Source organism: Bradyrhizobium sp. Arg237L, assembly GCF_029990105.1.
Taxonomy (GTDB): Bacteria; Pseudomonadota; Alphaproteobacteria; order Rhizobiales; family Xanthobacteraceae; genus Bradyrhizobium.
On the sequence record NZ_JAQMIL010000007.1, the window covers coordinates 68,593 to 87,966 of the forward strand.

General features: G+C 61.4%; 17 protein-coding genes and 2 pseudogenes. 5 read left to right on the top strand and 14 right to left on the bottom strand.

All coding sequences use genetic code 11. The annotated features are described in order from the left end of the window. The first annotated feature begins 8 nt into the window (after positions 1 to 8). A complete protein-coding gene (locus tag OZ411_RS06035) occupies positions 9 to 614 on the top strand; it encodes a hypothetical protein (RefSeq protein WP_245476352.1) in 606 nt (201 codons plus the stop codon). A gap of 540 nt (positions 615 to 1,154) precedes the next feature. Here OZ411_RS06035 and OZ411_RS06040 read toward each other — a convergent pair. The 8 genes and pseudogenes from OZ411_RS06040 to OZ411_RS06075 form a co-directional block, all read right to left on the bottom strand. Beyond that, on the bottom strand, positions 1,155 to 1,415 hold the full coding sequence (locus OZ411_RS06040) for a hypothetical protein (RefSeq protein WP_245476353.1): 261 nt from the start codon (positions 1,413 to 1,415) through the stop codon (positions 1,155 to 1,157). Positions 1,416 to 1,490: 75 nt separating this feature from the next. Then, positions 1,491 to 1,748, bottom strand: a complete 258-nt coding sequence (locus OZ411_RS06045) for a hypothetical protein (RefSeq protein WP_130580038.1) — start codon at positions 1,746 to 1,748, stop codon at positions 1,491 to 1,493. A 154-nt stretch (positions 1,749 to 1,902) separates the two neighbouring features. Then, positions 1,903 to 2,136 (bottom strand): hypothetical protein, encoded by a 234-nt coding sequence (locus tag OZ411_RS06050; protein ID WP_282527194.1) that lies wholly within the window; start codon positions 2,134 to 2,136, stop codon positions 1,903 to 1,905. 159 nt (positions 2,137 to 2,295) lie between these two features. Then, a complete protein-coding gene (locus tag OZ411_RS06055) occupies positions 2,296 to 2,589 on the bottom strand; it encodes a hypothetical protein (RefSeq protein ID WP_130580040.1) in 294 nt (97 codons plus the stop codon). A 138-nt stretch (positions 2,590 to 2,727) separates the two neighbouring features. Continuing rightward, the gene (rpsU, locus tag OZ411_RS06060; protein WP_130580041.1) at positions 2,728 to 3,015 is read right to left on the bottom strand and encodes a 30S ribosomal protein S21; all 288 of its coding nucleotides are present in this window, start codon (positions 3,013 to 3,015) and stop codon (positions 2,728 to 2,730) included. 309 nt (positions 3,016 to 3,324) lie between these two features. After that, positions 3,325 to 3,534 carry a cold-shock protein gene (locus OZ411_RS06065; RefSeq protein WP_130580042.1) on the bottom strand — a complete coding sequence of 70 codons (210 nt, stop codon included), beginning with the start codon at positions 3,532 to 3,534 and terminating at the stop codon, positions 3,325 to 3,327. 234 nt (positions 3,535 to 3,768) lie between these two features. Further along, positions 3,769 to 4,236, bottom strand: a pseudogene (locus OZ411_RS06070) (autotransporter outer membrane beta-barrel domain-containing protein); the annotation flags it as partial. A 170-nt stretch (positions 4,237 to 4,406) separates the two neighbouring features. Continuing rightward, a pseudogene (locus OZ411_RS06075) lies at positions 4,407 to 4,625 on the bottom strand (IS5/IS1182 family transposase); the annotation flags it as partial. A 107-nt stretch (positions 4,626 to 4,732) separates the two neighbouring features. Between OZ411_RS06075 and OZ411_RS06080 the strand changes: the two are divergent. Further along, a complete protein-coding gene (locus OZ411_RS06080; RefSeq protein WP_282527195.1) occupies positions 4,733 to 6,568 on the top strand; it encodes an ATP-binding protein in 1,836 nt (611 codons plus the stop codon). Positions 6,569 to 6,798: 230 nt separating this feature from the next. On the opposite strand, the gene OZ411_RS06085 is transcribed toward OZ411_RS06080, so the two are convergent. From OZ411_RS06085 to OZ411_RS06105, 5 genes are all read right to left on the bottom strand, one after another. Then, complete coding sequence (locus OZ411_RS06085; protein WP_282527196.1) at positions 6,799 to 9,954, bottom strand: adenylate/guanylate cyclase domain-containing protein; 3,156 nt, start codon at positions 9,952 to 9,954, stop codon at positions 6,799 to 6,801. Between the two features lie 65 nt (positions 9,955 to 10,019). Then, positions 10,020 to 11,339 carry a catalase gene (locus OZ411_RS06090; RefSeq protein WP_282527197.1) on the bottom strand — a complete coding sequence of 440 codons (1,320 nt, stop codon included), beginning with the start codon at positions 11,337 to 11,339 and terminating at the stop codon, positions 10,020 to 10,022. After that, positions 11,336 to 12,757, bottom strand: coding sequence for a hypothetical protein (locus OZ411_RS06095; protein WP_282527198.1), 1,422 nt, complete (start codon positions 12,755 to 12,757; stop codon positions 11,336 to 11,338). The genes OZ411_RS06090 and OZ411_RS06095 overlap by 4 nt, the downstream gene beginning before the upstream one ends. Positions 12,758 to 12,787: 30 nt before the next feature. After that, positions 12,788 to 13,381, bottom strand: a complete 594-nt coding sequence (locus OZ411_RS06100) for a hypothetical protein (RefSeq protein WP_130580048.1) — start codon at positions 13,379 to 13,381, stop codon at positions 12,788 to 12,790. A 26-nt stretch (positions 13,382 to 13,407) separates the two neighbouring features. Next, positions 13,408 to 14,010, bottom strand: coding sequence for a hypothetical protein (locus OZ411_RS06105; protein WP_130580049.1), 603 nt, complete (start codon positions 14,008 to 14,010; stop codon positions 13,408 to 13,410). Positions 14,011 to 14,399: 389 nt separating this feature from the next. On the opposite strand from OZ411_RS06105, the gene OZ411_RS06110 reads away from it, so the two are divergent. The 3 genes from OZ411_RS06110 to OZ411_RS06120 all read left to right on the top strand — a co-directional run bounded on the left by OZ411_RS06110 (position 14,400) and on the right by OZ411_RS06120 (position 17,195). Continuing rightward, on the top strand, positions 14,400 to 15,287 hold the full coding sequence (locus OZ411_RS06110) for an alpha/beta hydrolase (protein WP_282527199.1): 888 nt from the start codon (positions 14,400 to 14,402) through the stop codon (positions 15,285 to 15,287). A 146-nt stretch (positions 15,288 to 15,433) separates the two neighbouring features. Further along, on the top strand, positions 15,434 to 15,916 hold the full coding sequence (locus OZ411_RS06115; RefSeq protein ID WP_282527200.1) for a hypothetical protein: 483 nt from the start codon (positions 15,434 to 15,436) through the stop codon (positions 15,914 to 15,916). Positions 15,917 to 16,385: 469 nt separating this feature from the next. Beyond that, on the top strand, positions 16,386 to 17,195 hold the full coding sequence (locus tag OZ411_RS06120; RefSeq protein ID WP_282527267.1) for a dienelactone hydrolase family protein: 810 nt from the start codon (positions 16,386 to 16,388) through the stop codon (positions 17,193 to 17,195). Here OZ411_RS06120 and OZ411_RS06125 read toward each other — a convergent pair. Next, positions 17,170 to 19,338 carry a heavy metal translocating P-type ATPase gene (locus OZ411_RS06125; RefSeq protein ID WP_282527201.1) on the bottom strand — a complete coding sequence of 723 codons (2,169 nt, stop codon included), beginning with the start codon at positions 19,336 to 19,338 and terminating at the stop codon, positions 17,170 to 17,172. The genes OZ411_RS06120 and OZ411_RS06125 overlap by 26 nt on opposite strands. Positions 19,339 to 19,374 lie beyond the last annotated feature (36 nt).

Genomic DNA, 19,374 nt, shown 5'->3' on the forward strand with positions numbered 1-19,374 from the left:
GAAGCAAGATGATCAGAATTGGAAATCTGGCGATAGCAGCCATTGCCGGCCTAGCGATGTCGCTCCTGATCGCGCCGACCGCGCAAGCGCAGCCAGACGATCAGATGAGGCCGCAAGCGAGTAAGCAGCACCGGGTGAGCACGCAGAAGCAGCCGAGCAGGCAGAAGGACGATCAGACGAGCAAGCACGACCAGGCGAGCAAGCAGAAACTGGTACTGGTGACAAAACCCACCGAGCTCCCCAGGAAGCCGCATCAGCTCCTGCTGCAGGTCAATTCCAACGATCCCGCGATGATGAATCTCGCACTTAACAATGCGACCAACGTCGCGCAATACTACCGCAATCTCGGTGAAGAAGTGTCGATTGAGGTTGTCACGTTTGGCCCTGGCCTTCACATGCTGCGCGATGACACCTCTCCGGTGAAGGCGCGCATCGAGGGGCTCGCAATGAGCAACCCGGAAATCTCCTTCAAAGCCTGCGGCAATACCCAGGAAAACATGCGTAAGGCGGAGAACAAGGATATCAACCTCGTTCCACAGGCGACGATCGTGAAATCCGGCGTCGTCCGCGTCTTGGAGCTGCAGGAACAGGGCTGGAGCTACGTCAAACTGTGAGGCACCGCTCCAGGCCATGGAGGCAAAGGCCGCTGAGCAGGATGTAGCCGTCCCGAGTGGTCTGGACGAGGGCCATGGTCCGCGCCGCTCCCCAGAGCATGATCCGGAAAAGTGGATACCGGTTTTCCGAAAACGAAACCGTTTTCCGGCTTGTCGAAATTCTGCGGAAATGGGCGCCCACTATCTTCGTGTCGGGTGCTGGAGAACGACTATCAAAAGGCATTGCGGGGACGCTTTTTTGAGGTGCGCCATGCGTGAAGAATTTGCCTCTTACAGCTTTCTCGCCGTCACCATTGCCGGGATCGTCCTGTTGTGCTCAAGCCTCGTCGTGCTTGCGCTGACGTGATCGGCGGCGGCGTCTCAACGCCGACCAAAGCCGACGTCTCGCCGGACGCGCATTTTCGCGATGCGAGCAGGTCTCGTACTTCGGCCGAGCCGAACGCCGAAAATGGCGGTCGGCAGACGATCAGCTCAAGATCGTTGCCCTCGGAGCCGACAAGGAAGAGACACCGCTTGCGCTACGAAGAGCGTCGCGGCGTTTCAGGCATAGGGCGGCACCTCGACCAGCGTCCCAATCAAACGCAACAGGGCTTGGTGCTCGGGTCCATTCACGTTGCTCCGCAAGAACTCGCCCAACTCAATGGGCGACAGCCGACCACCGGAAGGCGCATTCGGCTGATGGAGGATGAAAGCATTGCCGGTCGTCGGTTCGCGCGCAAGGAACCATGCATCGCCGTTTGGACTGCGGTACAGCTCTCTTCTCTCGGGCATAGGGTTGGTTGCTCCTTCGAACAGAGCCAACGGGAACAGCTCTTAGAACTGACACTCGGAAAGCGCTATTCGCCGGCGCATGAGCGATGCTTCAGCGGGCACAGCTTACTTGCTGCGCCTCGATCTGCTCGCAAAATCGCGGTTGGCCTCGCCGGCTGAGCGCTTTTTCTTGTCCGCGACGTTACCAGTCGCCGCCGCTTCCCGAGCCAATCGCTCCGCCTTCAATCGCTCTCGATTTGCATGAAAGGCTTCTTGATTACGTTCATACTCGGACATCGCAACCTTGGTATCCGCTTCCCTGAAGGCCTTTTGGGCCGCTTGCTGAGCTGCGGTGGGCTTCTTCGATTCGTGGGTATAAGTCATTTCCTCCTCCTTCGGCCCTGGCTCCCGACCGGAGGGGCAAGTTGCCGGGGACAAAGATCCGACTCCTGACGGCCATGACGGTTCCAATTTGGCCGAGCGTGCGCCGACGTCGTGGCATCTGCCGAGGAAACACTGGCGGAACTGGAAGTCGCCCTCAATCGCGATGGCCCGCGGAGCCATTCTTGATCTGCCAAATGTACTCGTCGGCAAGCTCCAGGAGCCGGTTGGAGGTTAGCGGGTCCGTAATCTCCCTTGCTAAACGCCGACATTGCTCAACCTTGGCCAAAAGATTGGTCTGCAATTGCCCCACCCGCAAATACCGGGCGAGTGAATTCGAAGGCAGGCCGCCCTGCATTTTCTGCGCCGCATCGATTTCCGAAACGGCCACAACTCGGCAATCGGGTAAGCTGATCGCGCAGCGCTGGAAACTGGTCCTAAAGCGGGATGACTTTTCTTCGAATCGTCATCCCGCTTTAGCTCTTTGTTTGAGCGTGATCTTTTCGGAAAACCGGTGCCCACTTTTCCGGATCATGCTCTAGAAGCGATCTCAGTGTCGAACGTCTTTCAAGCGAACGACGACGCCCGTCGGTTCGGGCTGATGCGTCGTCAACTTTGTAAAGTCCGCGTCGCTCCAATCCGCAAGACTTATTACCTCTCCTTCCTCAGCTTCCATCCCAGGAACTTCGAGCAACTCGAGCACATGCAGCCCCTTGGGGTCGAGAAAGAAGGTATGCTGTCCGAACAATTCGCAAAATTGTGCCACTGCTGGATGATCCTCAGCAAGCACCTGCGCTCGAAACTGAGACAGCGTTTTGGTTATCTGGGCTTGGTTTAACTTCATGGCCTATCCCTGATCTTTAGCGCCTGAGTGCGCGTCGTCTGCCCCTCCTCGTCCATAGCTCACGACCTCACCAGGCGTCTGCGTTACACGGAGCCGCGGCGAATACGGCGCCAGCGGACGATCCGCTTCGCACGCTTGTTAGGTCCCTCGTGTGCCGCTAGTAACGGCGGGCAGCACTTGCGGACGCTTGCTCAAGACTCTTTCCTTTTTGGGTGGCGCGGCGATGAGCCCGTCGCGGATGGCCTGTTTCCGAGCAAGCTTGCGGGCACGGCGCACGGCGTCAGATTTCTCCCTGGTCTTTTTTTCCGAGGGCTTTTCGTAAGAACGACGACGTTTCATTTCCCTGAACACGCCCTCGCGCTGCATCTTCTTCTTTAGAACTCGAAGCGCTTGGTCGACGTTGTTGTCGCGAACGATTACTTGCACGGTTGTTGCTCCATCAGAGTTGCAGCGCCAGGTTGGCTGAAGTCGCGGCAGCCGAAGCGTTACAACGACTCCTTCGAAGTAAATCCCGCCCGTCTAAAGCGCGATGAGATGAGGATGAATCATCATCGCGCTTTAGGTTATTGTTTGAACATGATCTTTTCGGAAAACCGCTTCACACTTTTCCGGATCATGCTCTAGCGATCTAAATTGAAGGGATAGATTGCCCTTCGCGCGCAAAAGCCCGCTCAATCCCGAGATCGAGCGGGTCGCACAGTCATCCCAGTACATCCGTGGAATGACGAAAGCTGCTTACGCCAGCGAGAGGTTCTCGGCGCTGACCTTGCCACGCTTCGGGTCGGTCTTGACTTCGAAGTTCACTCGCTGCCCCTCAGCGAGTCCATGAAGCCCGGCCCGCTCGACCGCGCTTATGTGGACGAACACATCGGTTCCGCCATCATTCGGCTGAATAAATCCAAAACCCTTTTGCCCGTTGAACCACTTCACCGTACCTGTCGCCATAACATTTCTCCAAAGCGCAAACGCGCGCCTCGCGTGGATTCGCACGATCCCCAAACTCAATCCGACGATGTCTCTGGAAAAGGGCCGCCTGGACCATTCAACAAGGCACAACGGCTAATCGAATAACAGCAACGTATACACTTTCTTCGAGAACACAAGGGTTCCTTCAAGGGTTCTTTTTTCGGCCGCGCGAGGTCGCGCTTGCGTTGACGTGATCGCTGCCCGGCGCCTACCTCACCAGCTATATTTGACGACGCCCTTGCCGGCGTAGCTGGTGACGTTGGCGGAAAACTCGCCTTCGAATGTTGCGGCGAGCGAGAAGCCGTTCAGCCACTTCTGCTCGGCGCTGGCGCTGACGAGCGCGGAATCGGGATCCGGCCGCGCGCCGTTCACGACAAAGCTTGTGCCCGGCAGCGACTGGAAGATCGCACTCACCGCGCGGTCGGGATTGTAGTCATGCGGCCACGCCAGCCGGCCGCGCAGCGTCAGCACGCCATCCGCCATGGCGAACGACTTGTCGGTGCGCAGGCCGAGCTCGGTGCGGGTGTCGGTCGTGGTCTCGCCGGCATAGTTCAGTGCGAACAGCCCGCCGCCGACGAGGCTCCGCTCGGCATAGGCCGGCAGATCAAGGCTGATCACCTGGACCGCGGCGTAGGGCGTGATGCCGATCAGAGGTGTCGCGAACCGGTAGCCGCCTTCGAAGGCCCCGGATGTGCTGCAGTGCGCCGCACTTTGTTGCGGCGCATACGTCAGCAAATGGCACCTTTCGGACTGCGAGCCATTGTCCGACCAGCGTCCGAAATGCACACCAAAGCAGGCGCCCGCCCGCACACTCTGAATTTATGGATTCACGCCCTGGGTCCTGTGGACACTTATCGCATCAATAAGACGATGGCTGCGATGGTGACGACGGCGCGGTAGTTTCGGGCAGTCCTTTCGAAACGGATTGCGACGCGACGGAATTGCTTGAGCTTTGAGAAACAGCACTCCACGAGATGCCGCTCGGCATAGAGATGCTTGTCGAGCGGATATTTGAGCGCGCGTGATGGGTTGTTGGGGATGACGGCGAGCGCGCCTTTGGCGGCGATGGCCCTGGCGCATGTGCTGACGCGCGCTCTGGGCTGCGTGCTATTCTCCCCAGGCCCCGTCACCGGTTGTGACGATCAGTATTGGGGCTTCTCGGGCGATGGAGATGACCTTGTCTCGCAAATGGACGAAGAGTCGAACGCGAGGTTGCAAGCTTCACCTGACCAAAACGAAGGCGCGGTTTGGTCGAGTTCGCCAGATCCGCGCCGATCTCGAACGACAGCTTGAAGCATGCAAACGGGAGACCGCCAACGTGCGGGAGCGCCTGATCGAGGCTACGAAGCAGCAAACTGCCACCTCCGAGATGCTGCGCATCATCTCGGATTCGCCGCTTCAGTCGGTGCTGGACGCGGTGGCCGAACATGCCGCACGCCTGTGCGACTCGAACAATGCGGAGATCTACCGCCTGGAGAACAACCTTCTTCGCTTGGTGGCTTCATACGGGGAACTTCCGGTGCATATTCAAGCCCGTGAGGGATTTCCCGCAAATCGCGACAGGGTGATAGGACGAGCCGTATGTGATCGGCGGTCGGTTCATGTCCACGATCTCGCCGCCGAGGATAGCGAGTACCCGTCGGGCAGCAGTGACGCAAAACGCCAGGGCCATCGCACCACGCTCGGAACACCGTTGCTGCGCGAGCGGACCCCCATTGGAGTCATTCTGTTCCGGCGATGGGAGGTCCGACCGTTCTCCGACAACCAGATCGCGCTTCTGGAGACCTTCGCCGAACAAGCGGTGATCGCGATCGAAAACGTGCGCCTGTTCGAAGCCGAGAAGCAACGCACGCTGGCGCTTGGCCACGCGAACCGCAATTTGCGGGAGAGCGAGGCGAAGTATCGGTCAGCCATTGACGGAATAGCCGGTCTCGTTGCGATCATGGCCCCCAACGGTGAACTCGAAACGGTCAATCGCCAAATCATCGAGTATTTCGGCCGCTCGCAGGAGGAGCTGACGACCTGGGAAACAAGCGATGCCGTACATCCTAAAGACCTTCCCCGCATCCTTGAGCTTTTCAAGAGATCAATCGCCGCCGGTGCTCCCTTCCATTACGAACTACGCCTGCGGCGGTTCGACGGCGAATATCGGTGGTTTGAAAACCGCGGTGTCCCAATTCGCGATGAGTCCGGACTCATCGTGCGCTGGTTCATCCTGCTGGTGGACATCGAGGATCGCACACGAGCGCTGGAACAAATGCAGCAGATGCAATCGGATTTCGCCCACATGAACCGCGTGAGCATGATGGGAGAATTGGCTGCCTCACTGTCTCACGAGATCACGCAACCGATCGCCGCGGCACACATCAACGCCTGTGCCGCCCTGAATTTTTTGGGCAAACAGCCGCCAGATCTGAGTGAAGCCAGGCAGGCGTTGGGCTGTATCGTGCGCGATTCCGATCGCGCTAGAGACATCGTCGGCCGCATCCGTGAGCAGATCAAGAAAACGCCTCCGCGAAAAGAGCGATTCGATCTCAATGCGGCAATCAATGAGGTGATCGTGTTGGCGCGAAGCGCAACCATCAGGAATGGTGTCTCGGTTCAGACTCGCCTTGCGGAAGGCTTGCTTCCTGTTCATGGGGATCGTGTTCAATTGCAACAAGTCTTCCTGAACCTGATCCTGAACGCGGTTGAAGCAATGGGCTCGGTTGAGGCGGGCGCGCGAGAGCTGTCGATCAGCACCGAGCAAGACCACACCGGGGTCGTCGTGGCCGTGCGCGATTCCGGACTGGGCATCGATCCTCACCATCTCGAGCGCGTTTTCGAGGCCTTCTACACCACGAAGTCCAATGGAACGGGGATGGGACTGTCAATCTGCCGGTCCATCATTGAGGCTCATGGCGGCCGGCTATGGGCAGAAGCGAATGAACCTCGTGGCGCCGTATTTCAGTTCACTGTGCCCGGCGTGGGAAAGGAACACAGGCTGCATGCTCAAGGGCGAGAAGCCTGCTGATCTGCCGATCCTGGACTCCACAGCTTGAGTTCATCAATCAATCTCAAAGCAGCCAAGGCGCTCGGCTTGACTGTCGGGCCCCGCTATTTGCCGGCGCCAACGAGGTGATCGAACAACGAACAATTTTGCCGCGATTGGTCACGGCAGCGCCTGGCCCTTTCGGGCTCCAGGCGATGCGTGGCCAGGGTCCGAAACGCGCACCACAGCGGACATCCGCCGGCACTCTGAATTTACGAGTTCACGCCCGAACTCAGTTGCTGCAGCAGATCATCCGCCTGCCGCAGATCGGCCGACGTCTCGGCGGAGGAGAATTTCGCTCGCGCTGATGCGAGCACGTCTCGTGCCTCGGTCAGGCTACGCCGGCTCTTGTTCCTGTTCATGAGGAGGCGCGCGAGGTCGATTGCGGTGCGCAATTCCCAGCCGACGGCTTCAAGCTTCTTCGCATAGGCAAGCGAGCGCCTGAACAGGCGGATGGCGGCAGCGTCGTCGCGATGCGGTTCGGCGTGCAGCAGCGAACCGTGGATCCGGTAGATCTCCGGGGCCAGCCAGCGTTCGCCGGTCTGCTTGATCAGGGACTCGGCCGAAGTCACCAATGCAAGCGCCCTGTCCTTCTGCCCGATCCGTCCGAACTCGGTGGCGAGCAGAGCCTTGTAGAGCGGCATCTGAATACATCGATTCTCCGCCGGCAGTCTGCCGATCAGGCCGGAGAGCTTATCGAGCACGACCGGCGCGGGGCCGCGCGCCGCCAGCGCCGAGGTCGCCCATAGTGGACCGATGACCTGATACATCGGATAGCCGTAGTCGGCGGCGACCTTCATCCCGTGCTCGACGCAGGCCAGATTGGCTGCAAGGTCTCCGTCATACCAGTGATCGCCGACGCCAAGGATGTGGGCGAGCGCGATCATGAAGGGATGGCCGATCTCGTTCGCCAGCCGCCTTGCAGATTCACAGCACTCCCTGGCCCGGTTGGGACGGCCGAGCAGCCATTCGATGTGTCCGGAATAGACGAGCGCAACGACCAGAGGATCGTGCTGATAGGTTTGAACCAGCTTGCCGTGCTCACGCGGATTGTAGCGCGCTTCAATCGCGACCGCCAATTCGCGCGCTTCATTCAGACGGCCGGTGAAGAAATTGACGATCAGCGCCGCGGTGGACGCCATCAGGATGGCCTCATCGTCGCGCCACTCCTCGGCTCGCCGGAGGAAATCCTGCGAATGCTCGAGCACTTTGGTGAGTTCGCAATTGACCAGCTCGGCCACCGCAACACCCCAAAGCACGGCGGTCTTCTCGCGGATCGTGCCATGGCTGCCGGAGAGCTTCAGCGCCCGATGATAGGGCTCGTAGACGTTCGGATCGGACCAGCCCGCAATCGCGGTGTAGGCCATCGCAAGGTTGGATTGCAGCGCGATCTCGGCCTCGTAGCGGCGCGACGAAGCTGATAGCTTCGACAGCAAAGAGAGGCCCTCGCGCAGATGCGCCACCGCCTCCTTGGTGGCCGATCGGCTGAGCGCGGACTTGCCCGCCTGCAGCCAGGCATCGATGGCTTCCGGAATGTTTTCTGCCTGCGCGTAGTGATAGCCGAGGACGGCGGGATCGCTGCTCTCCCCGATGTCGGCCTGCTGACGCAGCCAGGACGCTGCGCGCGCATGCAGCTTGCGCCGATCCTCCTTCAGTAGCGAGGAATAGGCCGCCTCCTGAATCATCGCGTGCTTGAAAGCGTACAGCGTGCCTTCCAGTTCGTTGACGCGGTACACGATCCCGGCCCGCTCCAGGGCTTCAAGCGCTGATATCAGCGACTCGTCCTGGTCCGGGAGCAGGCTGAAAATGCCGCGACAATCGAACTGCCGCCCGAATACGGAGGCGATCTGGGCCACGCGCTTGGCGGTCCCCAGCCGGTCAAGACGCTCCATCAGGGAATCGTGGACGCTTGCCGGCACCAGCGGCCCCGGCAATTTGCCATGGTCGGTGGCGCTCTCGATCGCCCCGGAATCCACCACCGCTCGCGTGAACTCCTCGATGAAGAGCGGCACGCCGTCGGTCCTCTCGACAATCTGGCTGGTGATCCGCGGAAGAAACTCGATGCCGGCAACGGCGGCAACCATCCGCTCGCACTCGTCCGCTGCAAGCTTTTGCAGAGTGATGCGCTTGATGGTCGGACCCGATAGCCAGCCAGCCTCGTAGTCGTCGCGATGCGTGACCAGATACAGGACGCGCTCGCGCGCGCAGCGGGCGATCACCCGCGAGAGAAGGTCGACGCTCGTCGGATCGATCCACTGGACATCCTCGACGATGAACAGGACGGGCTTCCTTCGTGACGCCGCAACGAGAACCTCGATTATCACCTGGAAGGCACGCGCACGCTCGGAAGGAGAACGGAGATCGGCAGGCTCGTATCCTTCGCACGCCGGTATCGACAGCAGTGACCCGTAGTAGGGAAGCGCCTGCCCGACATCGAAACCGGCTCTCCCCAGCAGATGACGCAATTTCGCCAGCGATAGCCGCGGGTCGTCGGTTTCGTGGATGCCCGTTGCGCGCTTCAGCCGCTCGATTTCCGGCGCAAGTGGCGAATTGACGTGAAACGGCGAGCACTGAACGGAGAGAACATCAACCGCGGACCGGTCGAGCGAGCTTCTGAACTCGCGGATCAGGCGCGACTTGCCGATGCCGGGCTCGCCGGAGATGACGCCGACGCGCCCTGCTCCGCCAAGGCTCTGCTCCCACAGCTCGGCCAGCAGCGCGCGTTCATCGTATCGGTTGATCATCGGCGGCAGCGGCAAGGTTCGCGCGCGGTCGAACCTGCTCTCGCCCGGCGAAACGCCGTTCACGCGCCAGGCCTCGGCCGGCTCCTCGACGCCCTTCAGCCGGCGCTTGCCCAGCGGCTCGCAATCGAACATGCCGCGGATCAACTCATAGGTCCCCGAGCCGATGACCACCGCGTTCTCGCCGGCGAGACCCTGAAGGCGAGCCGCGACATGCACCGAGCTGCCGAACACTTCCCGCCGCTCGGAGGGCTCGCCCGGCACGCTGCCGACGACCACCGGACCGGTGTTGACCCCGATCCTCACCCGCAGCCGGAGGAAGCTGCCGTCCGACATCTGGAATTCCCGCTCCTTGATGGCAGCGGTGATGGCGAGCGAAGCGCGCACCGCGCGCTCGGGATCGTTTTCGTGCGCCTGCGGGACGCCGAAATAGGCGAGCAGTCCGTCGCCGATCATTCTGGCGATGTGACCGCCATAGCGGCAAATCTGCTCGTTGCAGATATCGCGATAGGTCCGGATGACCGCGAAGAACTCCTCGGGATCGATCCGCTCGCTCAGCGGCGTCGAGCCGATGAGATCGACGAACACGACGGTAAGCTGTCGGCGCTCAGCCTGCAGCCCTGCCATCTCTGCGTTTGGCAGCGCCGCAACCAGCCGAGGTCCATCAAATTGGTCCGGTTTCGCCTGCCCGCTCAAGGTCCAACCATGTTGAGCTTCCGCCGTACCTGCAGGGACGCAAGGTACACGGCAAGCCGCATCCGGTTGATGCTACCGAGAGGTCGGTGCTGCTGCAAGCAGTTCCACGGGCTGAACATCATGCGTTCGCCATCGAAAACCCGATCCGGCGTTAGGAAATTCTGCCTTGGAATCCTGATCTCTCCGATCGACACGGTCCGATCCTGGGGACGGGTCCACTGCAGGAGAGCGTTCTCGACCTCTTCCGGTTTGGCCGAATGGCGCACCCGCACCGCGAAATCGAACACGATATCATCTCCAGGTGGAGTCGGGCTGAGATCGCGAAGCATCGCCTCCTGGAGGAAGTTGTCGGGTCGCGATCGGAAAAAGAAACTCCACCACGATGGGACATCATTCCGAGCCGGCACGGGACTGACGAGGTAGCGCACGACATGCTGCTCACCCAACAGATAGGGTGACATGCTGTGATAGCTTGCAGTCAGCGGATTGTTGATCCTGACGATGGCGGTGCGAAGAAACGTGGCGAACTGGCGGGGGTTACGAACGGCAAACACGATCCATTTCAGAGCCCGCCTGCCCTTCTCGCGCCAGGTCCCGCTCGGCGCTGCAACGGCTTCCATCAACTCGGAATAATCGACCACATCCTTGCAGAAGAACACCGGGAAGCTGCTCAGCAAGAAATCGTGCTCGCCGGCCGGCGTTCTGCCGGGCTCGAGGCCACGCAGAATGGTCTCGCCTGCGACGTCGTAAAGCTTGATCGACATGCCGCGACCGTCAGGCTTGCGGTCGCTCTGTGGCTGGCCCTGTCCGTTGGAGAGCCGGACGATGGTCCGATAGCGGGCCCCCGGCCGAAACAGCGGTGTCGAGAACTCTGCCGGAAGATCGTCGCGGACGATGAACTCCGCATCGACGCATCCATGGGCCTTGGCGTGCTGGTCGCGCATCGCACAGGCAGAACGGTCCGAGGCCTTCATCTCACAGTAGTTCTTGACGACCAGGTTTGCGGCAATACGCGCCATGTTGGCGATCAGTGTCGCCTCGCCTGGCACGGCGCGCTCGAATTTCGTGAGCGGCATCGGCCGGTCCTGCAGCTCCAGCGCGTTCGCGAGCTCCTCATATCTTGCCGGCATCGCCTCTGAACTCCGCGCCGGCGCGGAAGCGGATTGCGCGGAGCCGCGGGCCATTTGCCAGAATCGCTGGAAGTCCCGGAACACGCGGAACGACAGAACGATCAGATCTTCCCGCTGCGCCTGCGCGAAAGAAACCGCGCCGCTTCGACGGCCGCGCAGCCATTGTTGGATCGTGTCCCGATTCATGCGACGTCAACTCCGCCGGACGCCAATAGGCCGAGCGCGGCCAGACTCGGAACGAAGAAATAGTCGCCGCCCCTGGTCGTGACGAAACGCGGGATGTCGAAGCAGATGAACGGTCGTCGTCCCGTGGCTTCGTCACCCGGGATCATCATTTGCGCGCTTTGACGACCGCCGATGGTTGGGCGATTGCCGGCGATCGGGTCGGTGTCGTTGCCCTGCTCGAAATCGTCGCCGAAATTCATCCATTTCTGCTGCACGAACTCGAACTGGTCGAAGCCGGAATTGAGCGCAATGAAAATGATGCCGCGCTTTTCCTGGCTCTCCGGATTGTGCTCCGCGCCCTTTGGCAGGTATTTGCCATAGGCGATTCCGCGCCGGATCAAGCGGTGTCGGCTCATCGTCTTGCCGTCGAAGCCGAACGCATCGCGCGGGTTGGCGCGCCGTACATGTGCACCAAGCGGACAGCGTGCGCCTGCGGGATCGCCGGCGTAGCCGAATGTATTGCGAGTGTCCTTACGCGGGGCGTCGGGGTGTTCGATCAGCGAGGATCCATCCTGCCATCGCCCCATCATCTTGGCGGCAAGAAACTTTTGCGGGCTGACGCCATCCGGCAGAGGACCGGGAATGGTTCGGGCAAATGCGTCCGCCTGATCATCAAGGTAGCGACGGAAACGAACGACGTCCTGCTCCAGCTTGCGGTACACGAGATAGGTGCCGTCGTGCGCGAGAAGATGCGGCAGCGGCATGGGAGCCATCTCGCCGCCCTCACCCGGGTGGCCGAGAAGAAACTCGCCAAGCGGAATCTTGCGAAATCGCCCTTTGTCATCCGGATTGCCAACGTCCTGACGATCCCTGCCACCGTCGTCAGGCACTCCCTCGATCGCGGGATTGCTCAAGCCGTCGAGGAAACCGAAGTGCTCCTTGCGAGTCTGTTCGCCGTTGATGTGCAGCAGCCCCGCCGGCTGACTGTCCTTCAATTCCTGCACGCCATTCGGCAGCAGATCCCTGAGCTGTTGACAGTGCGCCGCGAGCGCCGGCTCTGTCCGGCCGTAGATCGAGATCAGCATATGAACGCGATGCGTCTTCCAGGGATCGTCCCAGTGCTCCGGCGAACTTTCATCGACGTCACCGAGTTCGTTCGCACGAGGTTTCATGCCCTCCTGAAACTCGCAAGGAAACGTGGCAAGACTTTCCGTAGGCAGGCCAAGGGCGCGGAGGCCTTCAAAGGTGAAGGCGATGTTGAGAGTGGCGTCCGGCTTTGCGCGCCACAGTGCCGGCGTGACGGCGTTGGTCTCGAGCAGCCGCTGGATGAACGCCCTGGCATCATCAGCGTTTTGTATCTCGAAGAACAAGAACTGCGCGTGCGGAAACGAGGCGTAACCGCGAAGAATATTGCCTTGAATATTGGTAAGGTTGAGCATCGCCAGACCCCTGCTCTGATCGTTGCGTACTCACAAATCTCCCGGGGACGGCCTCTCGTTTTGGAGACCCTCCCACATTTGCCTGAACTCTCGTTGGAGCACTTCGGGAGGCCGTGGATTGGTTTGAACAAGCTTGACGAACTCGCCGAGGCGGCGTCGGCACAGCAGCGCCATGAGAATCTCGCCTACGCTCGCCTCAGGCTGGTCCGCCAGAAACAGCGTGGTCTTGAGTTGACACCGCTCGAAATATCCGGAGAGCAGATCGCGCCGATGGATACCCGGGAAGCCAAGACAGCGTCCCCAAATGGTCGCGACTTCGTTCGGGATATTGCTGGCCAGGGCCTGGACCAAAGGATCGACGCTCCCGCCATCGAATTCGCACATGAACACCAGATAATCCGACTTGAGCGCATCGAACTTCGCCGGCGTGCCTTGATAGGCGAGGCGGTCGACAATGAACATTCGCGCCATGTGGATGATCGGCACATGGCTCAAAGGCGAGCCGCGCGGATAGGTTCGCGGGTCATCCAGCGTGCGCAGAAACCCACGCAGATCGTCGGATTGATTGGTTGCAATTGGAAACAGGCCTGTGAAGCCGTACTTCTCACCGTTTTGATTAGCCACGTCGCGAACTCCGTTCGACCGGCCTGCTACACTGGTCCAAATGTACCGAGCTTGTTCTGCACGCTGATCAGCAAGCGATCGAACTCGACCGCAAACCGTTCGGGAGACAGTCCGCTCGAATTTTGAAAAAGCTTCTCGACTTCGTTGCGCAATTCGAGTGCCGAGCGCACATCGCGCACGGACGCACCCGGATACGCGCTATAGGAATGGTCCGACTCGATCTGGTTGCGCTGGATATAGGCCTTGAGCGGCCCGACCGGACGGGCGAACGGATATCCAACGCTCCAGAACCAGACAAGGTCGAGCGGTTTGTAGAGCACGTCGGCAAAGGCTTCGATGTAAGGTCCCCAGGGACCGTTGAACGTGCTCAGAAAGAACAAATAATCGTAGTGCAAATTTTCCGCGGGCTGGCTGTCGCTCACCCGCGGGAAGCTGTCGCGCTTGACGACAACCCAGTGAACAAAGGGCAGAAACGCCAGCTCCTTCGCCGTGACTTGGGTCGATTTGAAGCGATCGAAGATAGACAGCAGCACTCCGACGACAAGGGTGCCGAAGCGCGTCATCGGCGTTATCACGTTGAAAGTAACGGCTTTGCCTAATCCATACTGATTACGTGCGCGATCGGCCATGCAACGTCTCGCCATGAATCATGGTGAACTCGGCGAGACACGCACGCTCGGCCCACCTGTATAATAATACCTTGGAGGATAGTACAACGTCAGGTAATAACGTTACTACTATTATCGAAAGTCGCTGCTCCGTCCAGTGCAATGAATGTTGTCGTGCACAACTGACTCTCGCACATCCGTCATGGATTGCTAATGCCGGCCAGCATCACAGCTCTGTCATACAGCGTGACGATCCATGTGATCGCGCAGTTCAGCGACAGCGTGCCAACGGCTTCGATCACGTGAGCAATCCCGCCAGCGATTGCGCGATGCCGCTCCGGTGAGCAACCTTTCCGGCGCTGGCGTGACCAACCATAGACGTGGTCGGCGCAATCATCAGGAAACAAGCTGTGGCAACCAATGAAATCGACGCCATTCGCGCGCTGCTTTCGTCAAAACCGCGGCCGATCGGATGGACCGAGCGGCGCGAACGCCTCGATGAAGTGGGTTCGGTCTGGCCGGTGGCCGATGACGTGAAGCTCGAAACAGTCGATTGCGACGGCGTGGCAGGCGAATGGTCGCTGGCGCCGGGCAGCGAGCCATCACGCGTGCTGCTCTATTTCCATGGCGGCGGCTACTGCTCCGGATCGATTCTGAGCCACCGCAGATTGGTCAGCGAAGCCGGGCGCGCCGCGCGCGTTCGAACGCTCGCAATCGGTTACCGCCGCGCGCCCGAGCACCCTTATCCCGCCGCGCAAGAGGATGCGATGAAGGCTTGGCACTTCCTGCACAGGCAGGGCATTCCGGCGCACTGCATCGCCGTCGGCGGCGACAGTGCCGGCGGCAATCTTACGCTCGAGCTAATCGGCCGGTTGCTGAGAGACGGCGAGGACTTGCCCGGCTGTGCCTGGCTGCTCTCGCCATGGACCGATCTCACGATGTCTGGCACAACCCTTGGCACCAAGGACGCAGTCGATCCGATCATCCACAAGACCTATCTGGAAGAGCTTGCGGACGCCTATGTGCCTGACACCATCGATCGCAGTTCACCGCTCATCTCGCCCTTGTTTGGCGATTTCACCGGCTATCCCCCGATGCTGATCCAGGTCGGATCGGCGGAGACGTTGCTCGCGGATGCCACGCGGCTCGCCGAGGCGGCCGGCGCTGCCGATGGCGAGGTGACGCTGGAGATCTGGCCCCACATGATCCACGCGTGGCCGCTATGGAATGCGAAGCTTGGTGCCGGTCGCCACGCACTTTCGAAGGCGGGGCAATTCATCCGTGCCCGTTTGGCATAGTGCGCCTGGTAGCCGCTTGAGCAAAAAACCTCGATTTCGCAGGTTTTTAGAGCCAATGCGTACCAACACGGGACAAATCACGGGGTTTTAGGCCCGCTGAGGTTGTGGTATTCGGAACCTTTAGAATTAGTCCGGTTTGGTGTCGAATGATGGACCTCACCCCCGGGAATTCCACCAGCGCCCTGCGCATTGGTGTGCAGCCGATTGCGGTCACCGCCGTCGGGCTGTTTCTCGTCCTGTTCGGGATCGGCGCGATCGCGCTGTACCGGGTCTATACCGGCGCGTCGCCGGAGTCCGATCGGGTCGTCGCCAGCCGGCAATTGCAGGCCCGCACCGCGCAGGTGTCCGAACAGCTGGTCGAGAAAACCAAGGGGTTGGAGGCGACCCAGCAGGAATCCATCGACCAGCTCCAGATGGTGCAGGACCACTTGCAGACCATGCGCCGCATGCTCGCCGCCCAGCAGGCCGACACCAAGAAGCTGTCCGAGCAGGTCACGGCACTGACCGAGGCGGTCGAGGGCTTAAGGCAATCCTTCGCCAGCGCCCAGGCCAATGAGCCGGCGGCCGAACCCGTCCGCAAACGATCGCGGTCGCACGCGGTTCGCAGCGGGCGCAAGCGCCGCGGCTGAGTCGGTCGAAATCACCGCAAAACCCCTCACCGGCAGGGCATATCCACCGTCGCTGCCGAATCTCGATACGGTTTTTTTCGCCGACTTTGTGAACTAGTTCACATTCGGGAACCTAATTCCGGGGCAAGGTACACGCCACCGGATGGCGTGAGCCGATTTCAATATCCGGGGCTGGCAAGGTCGTTGGCGGTATACTGCGTCAACGGCCTTGTTCTTTTAAAGGGCCCTGCTTCCGCCGCGGGCGCCCTTTCTTGCCGACTGCTTTGGCCGCCTCTCACGCTGGTGACTTGCCATCGGCAGGCTTTGCTTGCTGAATGCCGGCGCTTTTGAACCCGGTCCCGCCCACCCCTCGATCGGGTCGATGGTTTGCAAACCATTTTGAATGAGGCCCCGCATGCGCGCTGAATCCCTGCCCACCTCGGATGTCATCGGACTGACAAAAACCGCCCCCTTCTCGCGCCGCGGCTTCATGACAGCTTCGGCCGCCGTCGCGGCGGGCTACACGCTCGCCGCAGGTCCGGTCCGGGCCGACGTGATCAAGACCGATACTACCGGCCTCACTGCGGGTGAGGCCAAGATCAGGGTCGCCGGCGGCGAGATGCCTGCGTATTTCGCGCGGCCGGCCGGTGTCAGCAATCCGCCGATCATCCTGGTGGCGATGGAGATTTTCGGCCTGCACGAATACATCAAGGACGTGACGCGCCGGCTCGCCAAGCTCGGCGCGTTTGCAGTGGCGCCTGACTACTATTTCCGCAAGGGCGATCTCACCAAGATCACCGACATTCAGCAGATCCTGCCGATCGTGAACGCGAAGCCGGATGCCGAGCTCCTGTCCGATCTCGACGCCACCGTGGCGTGGGCGAAGTCACAGGGTGGCGACACCTCGCGTCTCGGCATCGTCGGCTTCTGCCGCGGCGGACGCACGGTCTGGGAATATGCCGCCCACAACGCCGCGCTGAAGGCGGGCGCCTCCTTCTATGGTCCGCCGGTCGATCCGCAGAATCCGGCCTGGCCGAAGAGCCCGATGCAGCTTGCGCCCGAGATGAACGCGCCGGTGATCGGCTTCTATGGCGAAGCCGACACCGGCATCCCGGTCTCGCAGGTGGAAGCCTTCAAGGCGGCGCTCGCCGAAAACAAGAAGACCGCGGAGTTCAAGATCTACCCGGGCGCCCCACACGGCTTCCATGCCGATTATCGTACTAGCTATCGCAAGGAAGCCGCCGAAGACGCGTGGGCGCAGATGCAGGCCTGGTTCAAGAAATACGGCGTGCTGAGCTGAGGCGCAGGCTGTCGTCTGCGAAGCGATGCGCGAGCAGGCGCAGCGCGTTGGCGGTGACGAGCACGGTGGCGCCGGTGTCGGCGAGGATGGCCATCCACAAGGTGGTCACGCCGAACAGCGTGGTGGCAAGGAACACCACCTTGAGGCCGAGCGCGATCGTGATGTTCTGCCAGATGTTGCCGAGCGTCGCTTGCGAGAGCGCGATCAGTTCGGCAACGCCGACAACACGGTTCTTGAGCAACGCCGCGTCCGCGGTCTCCAGCGCCACGTCCGTTCCGCCGCCCATGGCGATGCCGATGGACGCCGCAGCGAGTGCCGGCGCATCGTTGATGCCGTCGCCGACCATCGCAACCGGACCGGCTTGCTTGAGCCGCCCGATCTGCGCGAGCTTGGCGTCGGGCAGAAGCCCGGCACGCGCCTCAAGCCCGAGGTAACCGGCGATCGCGTCGGCGGTGCGGGCATTGTCGCCGGTCAGCATGATTGCGCGGAGACCACGGTCCGTCAGCCGTTTGACGCCTTCGAGCGCGTCCTCCCGCGGCTCGTCGCGCAATGCGATCAATCCCTCGACCGCCTTGCCGGACAGCAGGACCACCACCGTCTTGCCCTCGCCTTCGAGGGCGCCGATCTTTTCGACGACGCCGGGATCGACGCTCGCCTGCTCGCTCGCGAAGCGGGGCGAACCGACCGAGGCGAAGCCGCTTCTCAGACGTGCCGTCACCGCTTTGCCAGGCGTCGCGACGCCGCCGCCGAAGGTCGCGGGAAGCTCGAGCCCGCGCCTCTCGGCTTCCTCGATGATGGCGCGCCCGAGCGGATGGCTGGTGCTGCGTTCGACCGCCGCCGCCTTGGCCAGGACCGTGTCCTCGTTCTCACCGATCGAGACGACATCCGTCACCTGCGGACGACCGCGCGTGAGCGTGCCCGTCTTGTCGAAGGCGATCGTCCTGACCTTACCCAGCGTCTCGAGCGCCGCTCCGCCCTTGATCAACAATCCCTGCCGGGCGCCGGAGGCGAGGCCGGACGCGATCGCGGCCGGGGTGGAGATCACCAATGCGCAGGGACAGGCGATCAGCAGCGTGGCGAGGCCCCGATAGATCCAGGTCATCCAGTCACCGCCGAAGACGAGCGGCGGGATCAGGACGACAAGCAGCGCGACGAGCATGGCGGCGGGCGTGTACCACCGGCTGAAACGGTCGATCATGCGTGCCGTCGGCGCCTTCGACTCCTGCGCTTCTTCCACCATGTGGATGATGCGGGCGATGGTGTTGTCGGCGGCGACATGCGAGATCTCGACACGCAGCTCGCCGTTGGCATTGATGCTGCCAGCATACACCTTCGCGCCGATTTCCTTGAGAACGGGAACGGACTCGCCGGTCACCGGTGACTCGTCGACCTCCGAGGCGCCGTCAATCACGGTGCCGTCCGAGGGCACGCGGTCGCCGGGGCGAACCACCACGACATCGCCGACCGCGAGATCATCGACAGAAACCTCCTCGATATCGAGAGATGCCCCGCGCTGACGTCTGGCATTGCGCGGCACAAGGTCGATCAATGCCTCGATCCCGGCCCGTGCGCGACGGGCGGCGACCGTCTCGAGCAGTTCGCCCACCGCGAACAGGAAGACGACAACAGCCGCCTCCTCGGCTTCGCCGATGGCAACCGCGCCGAGTGCCGCTGTTGTCATGAGGGTCTCGATGGTAAAGGGCGAGCCGGACAAGGCGCCGGCAAGCGCGCGCCGCGCAAAAGGCAGGACACTGACAACCGCCGCCGCCGAATAGAGCCAACGCTCCAGCCCCGGGAACAGGCTGGCAAGCACGAACGCCACTGCAAACAGGACGCCTGTGCCGAGGACAAGCCTGCCCTTGGCTCCCTGCCACAGAGGGTGCCGTTCCTGCTTCCGCGGCGCCTTCCCTCCCAACGCTGACGGCATGCCGGCCGGCTTGTAGCCCAACGCCCTCACCTTCTCCTCGATGAGGCGCGGCCCAGTGCGGTCCTGGTCAAGCCGGAAGGCGAGCGTTCCGGTCGTAAAGCTGATCTCTATGTCGGTGACTCCAGGCAGCCGACGCATCGCGTTCTCGATCTTGAGCGCGCAAGCCGCGCAATCCATGCCCTCGATATGCAGCCTGTAGGAATTGGCGGTCGCCACAACGTCACCTCGACGAGTTCGATGTAGCCACCTATA

Excerpts from the sequence above, each read along its gene's own strand:
- OZ411_RS06105 (WP_130580049.1), bottom strand. The coding sequence starts at position 14,010 with ATGGCCGATCGCGCACGTAATCAGTATGGATTAGGCAAAGCCGTTACT.
- OZ411_RS06120 (WP_282527267.1), top strand. The coding sequence starts at position 16,386 with ATGACAGCTTCGGCCGCCGTCGCGGCGGGCTACACGCTCGCCGCAGGT.
- OZ411_RS06085 (WP_282527196.1), bottom strand. The coding sequence starts at position 9,954 with ATGGCAGGGCTGCAGGCTGAGCGCCGACAGCTTACCGTCGTGTTCGTC.
- OZ411_RS06095 (WP_282527198.1), bottom strand. The coding sequence starts at position 12,757 with ATGCTCAACCTTACCAATATTCAAGGCAATATTCTTCGCGGTTACGCC.
- OZ411_RS06045 (WP_130580038.1), bottom strand. The coding sequence starts at position 1,748 with ATGACTTATACCCACGAATCGAAGAAGCCCACCGCAGCTCAGCAAGCG.
- OZ411_RS06065 (WP_130580042.1), bottom strand. The coding sequence starts at position 3,534 with ATGGCGACAGGTACGGTGAAGTGGTTCAACGGGCAAAAGGGTTTTGGA.
- OZ411_RS06035 (WP_245476352.1), top strand. The coding sequence starts at position 9 with ATGATCAGAATTGGAAATCTGGCGATAGCAGCCATTGCCGGCCTAGCG.
- OZ411_RS06055 (WP_130580040.1), bottom strand. The coding sequence starts at position 2,589 with ATGAAGTTAAACCAAGCCCAGATAACCAAAACGCTGTCTCAGTTTCGA.
- OZ411_RS06090 (WP_282527197.1), bottom strand. The coding sequence starts at position 11,339 with ATGAATCGGGACACGATCCAACAATGGCTGCGCGGCCGTCGAAGCGGC.
- OZ411_RS06115 (WP_282527200.1), top strand. The coding sequence starts at position 15,434 with ATGATGGACCTCACCCCCGGGAATTCCACCAGCGCCCTGCGCATTGGT.